Origin of the sequence: Candidatus Palauibacter sp., assembly GCF_965216145.1 — a bacterium.
In the GTDB taxonomy this organism is placed as follows: Bacteria; Gemmatimonadota; Gemmatimonadetes; order Palauibacterales; family Palauibacteraceae; genus Palauibacter.
The window spans coordinates 3,657,662-3,669,027 of sequence record NZ_OZ244149.1 but is presented as its reverse complement, the minus strand read 5'-3'; the positions used below and the strand labels follow the sequence as shown (position 1 = coordinate 3,669,027).

At 68.4% G+C, this 11,366-nt stretch carries 9 protein-coding genes and 1 pseudogene; 5 read left to right on the top strand and 5 right to left on the bottom strand.

Annotated elements, in window-relative coordinates; translation table 11 throughout:
* Positions 1-88: 88 nt before the first annotated feature.
* Positions 89-256 (top strand): hypothetical protein, encoded by a 168-nt coding sequence (locus ACOOHF_RS15815; protein ID WP_420462398.1) that lies wholly within the window; start codon positions 89-91, stop codon positions 254-256.
* Here ACOOHF_RS15815 and ACOOHF_RS15810 read toward each other — a convergent pair.
* On the bottom strand, positions 253-1,671 hold the full coding sequence (locus ACOOHF_RS15810; protein ID WP_420462397.1) for a transposase: 1,419 nt from the start codon (positions 1,669-1,671) through the stop codon (positions 253-255). The genes ACOOHF_RS15815 and ACOOHF_RS15810 overlap by 4 nt on opposite strands.
* Positions 1,672-1,956: 285 nt before the next feature.
* Positions 1,957-2,241, bottom strand: a pseudogene (locus ACOOHF_RS15805) (transposase); the annotation flags it as partial.
* An 18-nt stretch (positions 2,242-2,259) separates the two neighbouring features.
* On the opposite strand from ACOOHF_RS15805, the gene ACOOHF_RS15800 reads away from it, so the two are divergent.
* Positions 2,260-2,385, top strand: coding sequence for a hypothetical protein (locus ACOOHF_RS15800; protein WP_420464408.1), 126 nt, complete (start codon positions 2,260-2,262; stop codon positions 2,383-2,385).
* Positions 2,386-2,430: 45 nt separating this feature from the next.
* On the opposite strand, the gene ACOOHF_RS15795 is transcribed toward ACOOHF_RS15800, so the two are convergent.
* A complete protein-coding gene (locus tag ACOOHF_RS15795; protein WP_420462396.1) occupies positions 2,431-4,656 on the bottom strand; it encodes a redoxin domain-containing protein in 2,226 nt (741 codons plus the stop codon).
* Positions 4,656-6,890, bottom strand: coding sequence for a redoxin domain-containing protein (locus ACOOHF_RS15790; RefSeq protein ID WP_420462395.1), 2,235 nt, complete (start codon positions 6,888-6,890; stop codon positions 4,656-4,658). Before ACOOHF_RS15790 ends, ACOOHF_RS15795 begins: the two co-directional genes overlap by 1 nt.
* A gap of 189 nt (positions 6,891-7,079) precedes the next feature.
* On the opposite strand from ACOOHF_RS15790, the gene ACOOHF_RS15785 reads away from it, so the two are divergent.
* Positions 7,080-8,654, top strand: a complete 1,575-nt coding sequence (locus ACOOHF_RS15785) for a RecQ family ATP-dependent DNA helicase (RefSeq protein WP_420462394.1) — start codon at positions 7,080-7,082, stop codon at positions 8,652-8,654.
* A gap of 67 nt (positions 8,655-8,721) precedes the next feature.
* Here ACOOHF_RS15785 and ACOOHF_RS15780 read toward each other — a convergent pair whose 3' ends face one another.
* Complete coding sequence (locus ACOOHF_RS15780) at positions 8,722-9,792, bottom strand: carboxypeptidase regulatory-like domain-containing protein (protein ID WP_420462393.1); 1,071 nt, start codon at positions 9,790-9,792, stop codon at positions 8,722-8,724.
* A gap of 165 nt (positions 9,793-9,957) precedes the next feature.
* Here ACOOHF_RS15780 and ACOOHF_RS15775 point away from each other — a divergent pair, with 165 nt between their 5' ends.
* The gene (locus ACOOHF_RS15775) at positions 9,958-10,470 is read left to right on the top strand and encodes a methyltransferase family protein (RefSeq protein WP_420462392.1); all 513 of its coding nucleotides are present in this window, start codon (positions 9,958-9,960) and stop codon (positions 10,468-10,470) included.
* Positions 10,467-11,303 carry a hypothetical protein gene (locus tag ACOOHF_RS15770; protein WP_420462391.1) on the top strand — a complete coding sequence of 279 codons (837 nt, stop codon included), beginning with the start codon at positions 10,467-10,469 and terminating at the stop codon, positions 11,301-11,303. The genes ACOOHF_RS15775 and ACOOHF_RS15770 overlap by 4 nt, the downstream gene beginning before the upstream one ends.
* Positions 11,304-11,366: the final 63 nt, after the last annotated feature.

Sequence of the window (11,366 nt, the reverse complement as noted above, 5' to 3'; positions counted from 1 at the left end):
GACTGCTTCTTAAGCCTGAGCGTAATTGCCGCCGCAGCTCCATGGCAACGGAGTCAAGTTCAGCACGGACAGGTCGGAAAGAGGCGCGATGTCCAGCCTGCCGGCGGTCTGGATTGCGGTTGCCGCGCGGATGCGCGCGACCCGCCGGGTGCGCTCGCGCTCGACTGCGGCCGTCGATACGCGGGCGGAGCCACCCCTCGCCAGCCCGGCGGACGCCCTCGAAGCGGCGCGGGAGACGAACGACAGCGCCGTCTAGCAGGCCGTGGCAAAAGCGCGCTGCGGGCCACGGAATATGACCTCGGCAAAGTGTCGGCGGACTGTTGCGCCGACGCGGCCGGGGCGTCGTCGGAGTGATATCCGGGCCTCGACGGGTCCCGGGTGGCCGAAAACGCGCGATTTCGGCCGGAAAAGGGCCGAAAAAGCGACCCGGAGGCCTCCCGTTTGAAGCGTGGACGCACGTCTGCCCTGAAGACTCCTCGGCGTGCCGTAGCCGTACCGGTGCCGCATCAGGAGCCCGAGGTTGAACCCGGTCGCGTGCACCAGCATCCGCTTGCGGATGTTCTCGTGCCCGCGCAGGTGCGTCCGGCGCATGCCGCCGGTGGTGAGCATGTGGGCGAAGGCGCGCTCCAGCTTCTCGCCCCGCGCCCTCAGCAGGCGCTTGCCACGAGCGCCTCGGATCCGGCGCCGGTTGGCGTAGGTGGGCTTCTGCGCGGCCCGGTCCCGCTTCCAGCTCCGACGACCCCGGTTCGGCTCGCTCACGTAGCTCCGCACTCCGAGCCCCGCCAGGCGCTTCATCGTCGCGTTCGAGTGGTAGCCCTTGTCGCACACCAGCTCCCGAACCTCCGCCCCCACCCGCTCCAGCTGCCCGCGCGCCTCCCCCAGCGTCTTCGGCAGCGAGGCGCAGTCGCCACCCGTCGTCGGCTGCACCGTCAGCCCGCACACCGCCCCCGAGCTCATGTCCACCGCATGCTCCAGCTTATGGCCCATGCGCGTCCGCCCGTCCTTCATCTTCGTGATCCGCGCGTCCGGGTCGTGCGGGTGCTCCCAGTCCTCGTTGCTCCCCTTCCTCGGCCGCTTCCGGTCCAGCTTCGCCAGGTCCGCCCTCGTCGGCGTCTCGATCCCCGACGCCTCCGCCAGACCCTCCAGGAACAGCTGGTATCCCTCCCCCGTGTCCCGCCGCACGATCGACCGCATCGCCGCGTTCCCCTCCAGCGTCGTCGAGTCGATCCCCAGCGTCTTGCCGCTCAACAGCCCGCTCTCCTCCAGGAGCTCCAGCACCCGGGCGAACACTGCCTCGTGCGCCTCCGCCGACAGGCGCCGCCGCGTCCGCGACACCGTCGAGTGGTCCGGCGGGTTCTCGTCCAGCTCGTAGCCAAGGAACTCCCGCAGCGACAGAGACTCCGCGCACCGCCACGCGATCCCCCGCTCAGATCCGATCCCCTCCAGATACCCCACCACAAGCATCCGGAAGTACACCCCCGGCGCCACGCTCGGACGGCCCAGCCGCTCCGCGTAGTACGCCGCGCACGTCTCCTCGCACAACCCGTCGAAGCCCGCCTCCGCCAGCATCCCGTCCAGCGCCCGGTAGAACGGGTGCCCCGGAGCCCGGATCCCCGCCGCAGCCACGAACAGCGCCTTCTGCCGCCCGCCCCTCCGCCGCCCCATCGCCATCGCCCACCTCCGACTGACTGGCCACTCCTGTCCCGGCCACAATCTAACCATCAATGCCGGCGCGGAACATCCCGACTTTTACCACGGACTGCTAGGAGCGTGCGCGGTAGGAACGGGGCGACGGGCTAACGAGCCCGGCGAAGATGTATCGCGGGGAGACGAGGGTGCCCGGTTTCGGCCGCGGAGCACCGTCGCGGCGGTGAGGCCGCCCTCCGGCCGCCGTTTCGGCGGGGATCCAGGCGCGTTTCGGGTCCCGGAGAGCTCCCGGCGCGAAGATTTCGCCCCTCACGCCGCCAGCAGGACGTGCATCCGCCGCAGGTTGAGCGCCAGGCACACGAGGTCCCACTCGCCCCGCACGCTCTCCAGGCCCCGGAGGCTGAACCGCCGGAACCCCATCGCCTCCTTGATCCAGCCGATGGGCGCCTCCGCGATCCACTTGCGCTTCGCGTATACGGCCCGGCCCGCCGGAGCCGCCAGCTTCTCCGCCATGCGCGCCTTCGCCGGGCACGACTCCGGATCGATCCCCGCCGACGCCTTGCCCTCTCGGCCCAGCGCCACGTAGCCGTCGATCCCCCGCGCCTCCTCAGGGTGGACACGGCCGGGGCGGGCGCGGCCTCGCACAAGGTGGAGATCCCCTACCTGCCCGTCGGCACGGCCCGCGAACTGCGGACCCTGGTCGCGGCGGAGGCCGCCCGCACCGAGTTCCGCTGGTAGCGCGTAGCGGGGCCGCGGGCACGACTCCTGGCCCCGCGGGCCTGGTCAGCGGCCCTCCGGCCCCTCCCGGATCGCCTCTACCCGCCACGAGAACTCCTCGTCGAGCTTCGAGGCGTTTCCGATCTTCACGAACTGGATGTAGCCGTCGCGGTCCACGAACCAGGTCGTCGGCCAGGCCCCGATGCCCGCCCGCTGGACGTACCCGTCGTCCATCAGGACCTGGAAATCGAAGCCGTTTCGCTCGAGGTATTCGTCCACAAGATCACGGGACGCGTCGTTACTGATCGAGACCACGCGAACCTCGGGGTCGTCGCGGTAGCGGCGGTCGAATTCCTGGTACTCGGGCATCTCGACGATGCACGGGCCGCACCAGGTTCCCCAGAAGTGAATCACGGCGATCCTGTCCTCGAGGTCGGCCGAGTCGACCAGCGACCCATCGAGCCGGGCAAGTCGGAACGGCTCATACGTTCCCGCCGCCTCGACCCGCGACTCCAGGATGCGCTCGCGACGCCGGATCTGGTCGCGCTCGTCCAGCGTGGCGAGATACTCCTCGATCCCTTCGCGAGTGCCGTTGCGGCGCTCATAGAGCGCTTCGATCGCGGCCTGGCTGGGGTTCTCGCCCACGCGCGTACTCCCGAGGCCCGCGATATAGGAATCCTCGGCCTGGTCGAGCCACTCGACCGCCGCTGCGGCGTCTCCACTGTCCTCCGACTCGTCGGCAAAGTGCTCAAAAACCTGCCCAAGGTGATACCGGGTCTCGCGATTGGCCTCGGTGAGGACGAGAGCCCGCTCCAGCGAGTGCAGCCCGTCGTCGATCCGTCCCGCCTTGAAGTAGGCCCATCCCATGGCATCGTGGACGATGCTCAGGTAGTAGCGCAGGGACTGTTCCCACTCTCCTTCGGTGTCAAAGGAGTTGCGAGAGAGCCGGGCACGGTCGACGGCGTTTTTGAGGCCGCGAGTCCGCGCGATCTCGGCCGCCTCCAGCGCATAAGGCGTGGATTCGACCATGTCGAGCAGCGCGGATCCGTACGTGATGTGCGGGTTTAGATCGTTGTGGGCGGCGAGCCCCCGGACGGCGTCGGCCAGTTCTTCCGCGGGGACGGGGTCCATGTCCCTGAGCGCGAAGTAGAGGCGCATGTAGGCGCTCGCCTTGTATCCATCCGAATAAAGCGGTCGTTCAAGGAACCGGTGAATGGCGTCACGCACCACGGGGAGCTGCGCCATGTACTCAGGGGAATCGCGGCCTTCCGCCTGATAGAGCCGGTTCAGCTCGCTGCTCTCGGCGTTGTACTCGCGGGCGTAGATCCGCGTTGCGTGGCGGCTCAAGGGTGCGCGCTCGATGACCCGGGCCTCGAGTTCTTCCGCGCCCGCCACCTCGCCCATGTTCCGATACATGCCCGCCACCGCCGACAGCCCATGGATCGATTCCGGCCCCGACTCCCGGAACGCCGTGACGCTGGCCTCCACCGCCGGCTGTCGCTCCTCGGCCGGAAGTACGTCGGACTCGAACAGGATCCGCCAGTGCAGCCTCCGCACATCGACGGACGCGGGGGAGAGCGCCAGGGCCTCCTCGATCAGCAGTAGCGCTTCCGCTGCATGGTTGGCGCGAAAGAGGTTCTCCGCCGCACCCAGGTAACCGTCGACGTGATCCGGCCACCGGTCACGCAACTCGGCGTAGGTCGCGAGACTCGAGTCCGCCCACGTCGGGTCGTCGAGTTCGTATTGAGCCCACGACTCGAGCTCCGCCTGTCTGCGCAGGACCTCCGGTGCCGCGCGCGTTGCCGAGTCCAGCGAAGTCAGGAAGGAACGAACCTCTTCGACCCCGCTCCCCAGCGTCGCCTGAAGATGGGCCGCGGCGAACTCCGGGCGTGGCAGAGCCTCCCACGCCTCCAGACTCGGCTCGGCGGCAAGCTCCCAGTCCCCCTCGGCGAAAAACTGGAGAGCACGCGTATAGAGGCCCCAGGGATGATCCGGATCTTCGGCGAGGATCGCATCGGCCTGCTCCCGGACCTCCCGGCCTAGGTTCCAGCCCGCGAGTTGGTGTGCGTACAGGGCTCTGAGCTCGGCATCATCGGGGGCGCGATCGATCCACTCTCTACCGAGTTCGATCCCTTCGGCGAACGTCCTCAGCCGTAGGTGGTCCCGAAGCTCGACCTTCGCCGCCCGGAGTTCCTCGAACGTGTGGTCGGGTGCGGGACCGCCGCCGCAGGCGCCGCAGACGAGAAGCAGTCCGCCGAACCCACAACCGGACCCACGCGAACGCAGCGACATCAGGGGCTGGTCGCCTCTTCGCGGAGTGCTTCCACGCGCCACGAGAACTCTTCGTCCAACTTCAGCGCGGTGCCGATCTTCACGAACTGGACGTAGCCCTCCCGGTCGACGAACCACGTGGTCGGCCACGCAGACACCCCCGCCCGTCCGACGTAGCCGTCGTCCATGAGCACGGTGAAGTCGAAGTCGTTCTTCGCCAGATACTCCTCGATAACCTCGTTCGTGCGGTCGTTGCTGATCGAGACCACCTGCACCTCCGGGTCCTCGCGGTAGCGTTCGTCGAACTTCTGGTACTCGGGCATCTCGACGACGCACGGGCCGCACCACGTCCCCCAGAAGTGCAGCACGGCGATCTTCCCCTCGAGGTCCGCCGAGTCGACCATCTCGCCATCGAGCCGCGCGAGATGGAATGGCTCGTACGTCCCGGCGGCCTCCACCCGCGACTCCAGGATACGCTCACGGCGCCGGATCCGGTCCCGTTCGTCCAGGGTGGCGAGGTACTCCTCGATCCCCTCGCGGCTCCCGTTGCGGCTCTCGTAGAGCGCTTCGAGCGCGGCCTCGTTGGGGTTTGTGCCCCGGCTGGCTCCGAATCCGGCGATATAGGAGTCTTCTGCCCGGTCCAACCACTCCGTCACGGCCTCGGTGTCGCCCCCCTCCTCCGCCTCGGACGCGAGCTGCTCGTAAACCTGCCCCAGGTGATAGCGGACATCGCGGTTGTCCTCGGCGATCGCCAGCGCGCGCTCGAGTGTGTGACGCCCGTCCTCCGCGCGGCCGGCCTTGACGAAGGCCCAGCCGATCACGTCGTAGATGCTGCTCAAGGAGGACCTGAGCGCCTGGTCGAACTCACCTTCGGTATCGAAGAAGTCGCGCGACTCCATGACGCGCTCCAATATGGCGGGCACCCCCGCCCGCACGATGTCGGCCGCTTCCAGGGCATAGGGCGTGTTGTCGATCATGGCGAGCGGGGCCGACCCGAACGTGATGTGGGGATTGAGGCGCTCGTGTTCGGCGAGTCCCCTCACCGCGTCGGCGAAGTCCTCCACCGGAATCGGATCCATCGAGTTGAGAGCAAAATAGAGCGTGATGTAGGCGGTGCCCTTGTAGGTGTCGTTGTACAGCGGCCGCTCCAGGTACTCGTAGACGGCATCTTGCACGACTCCGATCTGGGCCCGGTGCTCCGGCGAATCCGGGCCGTGCTCCTCCCGGAGCTCAGACAGCTTGTCGTTGGCCCCCTGCAACTCGGCGAGGTAGACCATCGAAGCGTAGAAGCTCCCCGGGTCGCTCTCGACTACGCGGGCTTCGAGTTCGGCCGCCCGCTCCTCGTCCCCCATGTCCCGGTACATCGAAGCCATCGCGTAAAGGCCCGGCGGCGTCTCGGGGCCCGCCTCGCGGAATGCCGCCATGCTCGCGTCGATGGCCGGTCGGCGTTCCTCTCTCGGAAGGAGTTCCGACATCCACAGACCCCGCCAGTGCTGCCCCCGCACTTCCGACGATCCCGGCGCCAGTTCGAGGGCCGCTTCCATGAGCGGTGTCCACTCGTCCATGCGCCGGGCGTTGTAAGCCTCGTTGGCCAGCCTCGTGTAGCCCAGCACATGGTCCGGGTGCCGTTCCTTGAACTCCGCCCACGTCGCGCGGCTGGAATCCGCCCAGGTCGGATCCTCGCGTCGGTAGCGGGCCTGGGACTCCAGCTCGGCCTGCATGCGGAGGACCTCCGGCCACCCACGGGTCTCTTCATCGAGCGACTCAAGGAACTGCCACGCCGCCTCGAAATCGTCCCGGCTCAAAGCCCGAAGGTAGAGAAAGGCGAACTCCGGCTGCGGCGAAGCCTCCCACGCTTCGAGCACCATCTCGTGGGCGAGCTTCGATTCGCCGTCGACGAAGTGTGCGTAGGCCTTCGCGTAAACGCCCCAGGGATTGTCGGGGTCGTCCGCCAGGATCGCATCGGCCTGCTCGTGGACCTCTCTCGACAGCCGCCAGCCCACCAGCTGGTAGGTGTAGAGGCCTCGGAGTTCCGCGTCGTGCGGCGCGCGGGCGACCCATTCGTCGCCGAACAGCTTGCCGGCTTCGAAGGTGCGGAGCCGCGCGTGGTCCCGAAGCTGGGCCTTCGCTGCCTCCAGTTCCACTGCCGTGTAGTCGGGCGCCGCGCCGCCGCCCCCACACGCGCCACAGACCAGAAGAATCCCGGTGAGCAGAAGTCCGACCCTCGGGCCGGATCGGGGGGAACGCGTCGACATCGAACACCTCCGGGGCAGGGACATCTTGAGCCACGCGCGGCCTGACTCCTCAACCTCTACAGACGTCGGCAGCACAGAAAGGGTTTCCCCGCGCACGCGGCGCGCGCGACCTCGCGCGACTGTCGCCCGCGGTCGCGCCGTTGCGATCCGGTTGAGCCGCGATCCGAGACTGGTCGTATGTTTGCCGCCATGATCGAACTCCGAACCCCCGACCCCGGATCCGTCCTGCGCGACGTGTTCGGCTACGACGAATTCCGGCCGGGGCAGGCGCACATCATCGACGCGGTCCTGGCGGGGCGGGACTGCATCGGGGTCATGCCGACCGGGGCGGGGAAGTCGCTCACCTTCCAGATCCCGGCGCGGCTCATGCCGGGAACGGTCGTCGTCCTCTCCCCCCTCATCAGCCTCATGAAGGACCAGGTCGACGCGCTGCGCGACCTCGGGTTCCGGGCCACCGCGATCAACTCCTCGCTCGCGCCCGACGAGCGCTGGCGGAGGCTCGCCGGCTTTGAGCGGGGCGTCTACGAACTCGTGTATCTGGCGCCCGAGGCCCTGTCGCCCCGCATGCGCGAGCGGCTGCGCCGGGCGCCGGTGTCTCTGATCGTCGTGGACGAGGCGCACTGCATTTCCCAGTGGGGACACGATTTCCGCCCTTCCTACCGCGCACTCCAGGGGCTGCGGGACGAACTCCTCGCCGCCAGAGCCGCAGGACCCGCCGAGATGGGCGAGAACGGGGGCGAGCGCCTGCCGATCCTCGCCCTCACCGCGACCGCCACCCGCCGGGTCGCCGCGGACATCCTTCGCCAACTGGGGATGCGGAAGCCCGAGGGCTACAAGGGATCCTTCTTCCGTTCCAACCTGCGCGTCGTGTGTCGAAAGAAGGGGGAAGGGAATACCCGCGCCGAGATTCTCGGGCTCATCCGCCGCCACCGGGGCGAGAGCGGGATCCTCTACTGTCTGTCGCGAAAGTCCGTCGAACAAATGGCCGAGTTCCTGCGCCGCGAAGGGGTCGACGCGGTGCCGTACCATGCGGGGCTCGAGGACGGGGCGCGGGCCGAAAACCAGGACGCGTTCGCGCGGGACGAGGTAGATGTGGTCGTGGCGACGATCGCGTTCGGGATGGGGATCGACAAGTCGAACGTGCGCTTCGTCATCCACCGCGACATGCCGTCGGACATCGAGTCGTGGTACCAGGAGATCGGACGTGCGGGGCGGGACGGCCTGCCGAGCGACTGCGTCCTCTTCTACTCGTGGGCCGACGTCAAGGTGCGCGAGCGTTTCCTCGACGAGATCGACGACCCGACGACTCGCGAGGCGAAGCGGAAGGCGGCGGTCGACCTGTTCCGTCTCGCCGACCGCGATGCGTGCCGCCACCGGGGGCTGCTCGCCTACTTCGGCGAGGAGTTCGAGGCGTGCGGGGAGTCGTGCGACGTCTGCACCGGTGTCGGCGTGACCGACCTGGTGGACGTGCTCCCCGTCCTCAAGCGGAAGACGCGGACCTCGAGTGTCCGGCCGCGGACGGCCGCGGCGGAGATCGACCGGTCGCCGTCGGACCCGACCTTCCAGCGCCTGCGCACGTTGAGGAAACAACTGGCCGACGCGCGCGGCGTCCCGGCCTACATCGTGTTCAGCGATCAGGTGCTGTGGGATCTGATCGACCTCCGTCCCCGCACGCCGGAGGACATGCTGCGCGTCCCGGGCATCGGTCCCGCCAAGCTCGAGCAGTACGGCGACGTGTTCCTCGACGCCCTGCGCGACGGCTGAGACGTCGGATGAGGTTCGCTCGGTCCCGTTGAGGCGCGGCGAGGGTCCGGAGTTCTTCACGTCGAGACTATTTCGTCCAGATCACAACTACGCCGCACCCGGAAGCGTATCCGCCGAACTCCGCCGGAAGCGACGCGGCGCCCCTGTATATTTCGAGGCCCGCGATCTCGACCGGTATGACAAAGTCGTCGATCGTATCTCGCGGATTCCGGTTGATCCACGAGCCGTCGAGATAGATGCTCATCACGCAGTCTTCGTTCGCGAAGCCGACAGACCGTCTCGTATTGACCAATCGGCACTTGGAACGACGCATGCCGCAGGTAAGCTTGATCCCGGATTCATCCGAGATCATGTGAGAGATGAGCACGGGACGGCGGCGCTCGATGTCGGCGGCCGTGTAGAAGGTGCCTCCACTGACCATCTCTCCCCAGTATTTTCGCTCATAGAAGCCCTTGATTTCCAGCCGACGCACCCTCGTTGCCGTAGCCACGAGTGGCTCCATCTCCACCGGGTCCGGAACCAGCCCCACCTCGACGTCGGTCGTCATGCCGAGCGATACGCTGATGGGATGAGAGAGCGGTGCGTAGCCGAGGTGTCGCACGGAGAGTTCGTAGACGCCGACCGGGACGCCGCTCATGATGAACCGTCCGCGCCGGTTGGTCTGGACCGTCTCGGGACGTCCGGCGAGCGAAACCGCGGCCGCCGCCACCGGGTCCTCCGTTCTGGCGTCTCGGATCTGGCCGATGAGTCGCCCGGTCCTCCCGGACGAGACGAGGAGTCTGAGTTCGACCTCGCGCGTAACGCCGGGCTCCAGGGTGACAACGGCCTCCCCGCTGGAAGCATCGGCGAACTCCGCCCACAGCGTAGCCTGCCGGGTCTCCCCAGGCGCGCAGAGAAACAGGCGGCCATCGGATTGAGTGACCTGGCGTACGGGCCTCCGCACCGCCTCCGACTCCGTCCAGCGCAGCAGGACCGTTGCATTGGGAATCGCGACCGACCCGGACTCGTCTCGAACCGCGATCCGCAGGGAGGCCCGGCCGTTGCAGTTGTCCTCCTGCTGGGCCTCCCCGCCGATCGGACTCGCAGCGAGTTGCAGTACGAGGAGAGCCGCCCCCGCCACGCCTCGTCGGTGGTCCATGGCAATCCCTCGGGTTGGCCAGGCGAGATCGTCCCGGCCGCAGTCAAGCGCTTGTAGATTCATGCGGACGACCGGGAGACGCCGGAGTCCACGTCGGCGTCACATCGCTGCTATTCTGGTGCGTTCTGGCGGACGGCGCACCGGCGACCTCAGGAGCGCGTCTCGATGAAGCCGTCACTCACTGCCGCGCTCAGGACTGCGCTCACCGGGGTCGTCCTGCACGGGGTCTTCATGGTGGGCATTCCGACCCTGATCCTGCGGCGCACAGGCGGAATCCCGCTGCTCGCCGTGGACATCGGGCATTTCCGCTGGCTCGGTGCGGCGCTCGGAGGCTTCGGCGTGTACCTCTATCTCTGGTCAGCCGTGCGCCTGCTCCGGAGGCGGACATCCGCGGTCCCGGGTGTGGCCCCGACCGTACTCGTGAAGGACGGCTGGTATGCGCGGACGCGCCATCCGCTCCTGCTCGGCGTCGTGCTGATCCTCCTCGGCGAGGCCGTATTCTTCTCGTCTGCGTGGCTGCTCGCGTACGCGCTCGCCTACTGGCTGTGGCTGACCGCCTTCGTCGTTCTCAAGGAGGAGCCGGATCTGCGCCGGACGTTCGGCGAGCCCTTCGACGCGTACTGCCGCAGCGTTCCCCGCTGGATTCCGCGGCCCCGTCGCCCGGCGGAGCCTCGATGAGGCCGGACATCTATTTCCACGTCGGGGCGGGGAGGGCGGCGTCCCGGTGGCTGCAGGAGCAGGTCTTCCCGCGTTTCCGGGGCGTGCGCTACATCCCGCGCACCCGGTTCCGGCAGAGCGCCGGGATCATCGCCATGGGCGGAGATCTCCCCGTTCTCGTGTCGCGGCAGCTGGGATACCGCGAGTTCACGCCGTCGGTGTCGTGGTTCGCGCGCGCCGCGCCGACCGCCCGCCCGATCCTGGTCCTCCGCCGCCACGACGGATGGCTCCGTTCGGTGTACCTGCGGGAGATCAAGGAACTCCGCTACGTGCCGTTCGAGAGCTTCATCGATTTCGAGCGGGACGCGGGGGTCCGTCCCCAGGCCTCGGCCCTCTTCCGCGAGCGCATACGCGTGCTGGAGGAGCACTTCGAGCATCGGCCGCTCGTGCTCTTCTTCGACCGGCTCGTCGCGAATCCGCAGGGGTTCGTGCGCGCGATCGCCGACTATGTGGGGGCGTCGTACGACGAGACGGAGATCGCTTTCCGCCCCGTGAACCGCTCGTATGGCGACCGGCAATACCGGTTCCTGCGGGAGGTGGGCCGGCGCGGGCCGTTCACACGGCGGCAACGCTCCGAGCACCCCGCGCGCCGCTGGCTTCGGGTGCGGTCGCGACGGCTCGCGTGGCACCTCGGCGTGGGTCTCGGACGCGTGGCGCCGGAGCGGTTCCTGAACCCCGAGCCGCTGCTCACCGACGAGCAACTCGAGAGGGCCAGAGCCTTCTACGAAGCGGACTGGGAGGCCTGCCTCCAGTACGCCCGGGAGCACAATCCGTCTTCCCGGATCGCAGGCTGACGCCACGGCGACGCCAGCGCCCGGAGGCAGTCCCGGGCTCGCCGGCCGCGCGCGTTCTCCGCA

Coding starts and splice junctions, on each gene's coding strand:
- ACOOHF_RS15815 (WP_420462398.1), top strand. CDS start 89: ATGTCCAGCCTGCCGGCGGTCTGGATTGCGGTTGCCGCGCGGATGCGC.
- ACOOHF_RS15810 (WP_420462397.1), bottom strand. CDS start 1,671: ATGGCGATGGGGCGGCGGAGGGGCGGGCGGCAGAAGGCGCTGTTCGTG.
- ACOOHF_RS15795 (WP_420462396.1), bottom strand. CDS start 4,656: ATGTCGCTGCGTTCGCGTGGGTCCGGTTGTGGGTTCGGCGGACTGCTT.
- ACOOHF_RS15790 (WP_420462395.1), bottom strand. CDS start 6,890: ATGTCGACGCGTTCCCCCCGATCCGGCCCGAGGGTCGGACTTCTGCTC.
- ACOOHF_RS15785 (WP_420462394.1), top strand. CDS start 7,080: ATGATCGAACTCCGAACCCCCGACCCCGGATCCGTCCTGCGCGACGTG.
- ACOOHF_RS15780 (WP_420462393.1), bottom strand. CDS start 9,792: ATGGACCACCGACGAGGCGTGGCGGGGGCGGCTCTCCTCGTACTGCAA.
- ACOOHF_RS15775 (WP_420462392.1), top strand. CDS start 9,958: ATGAAGCCGTCACTCACTGCCGCGCTCAGGACTGCGCTCACCGGGGTC.
- ACOOHF_RS15770 (WP_420462391.1), top strand. CDS start 10,467: ATGAGGCCGGACATCTATTTCCACGTCGGGGCGGGGAGGGCGGCGTCC.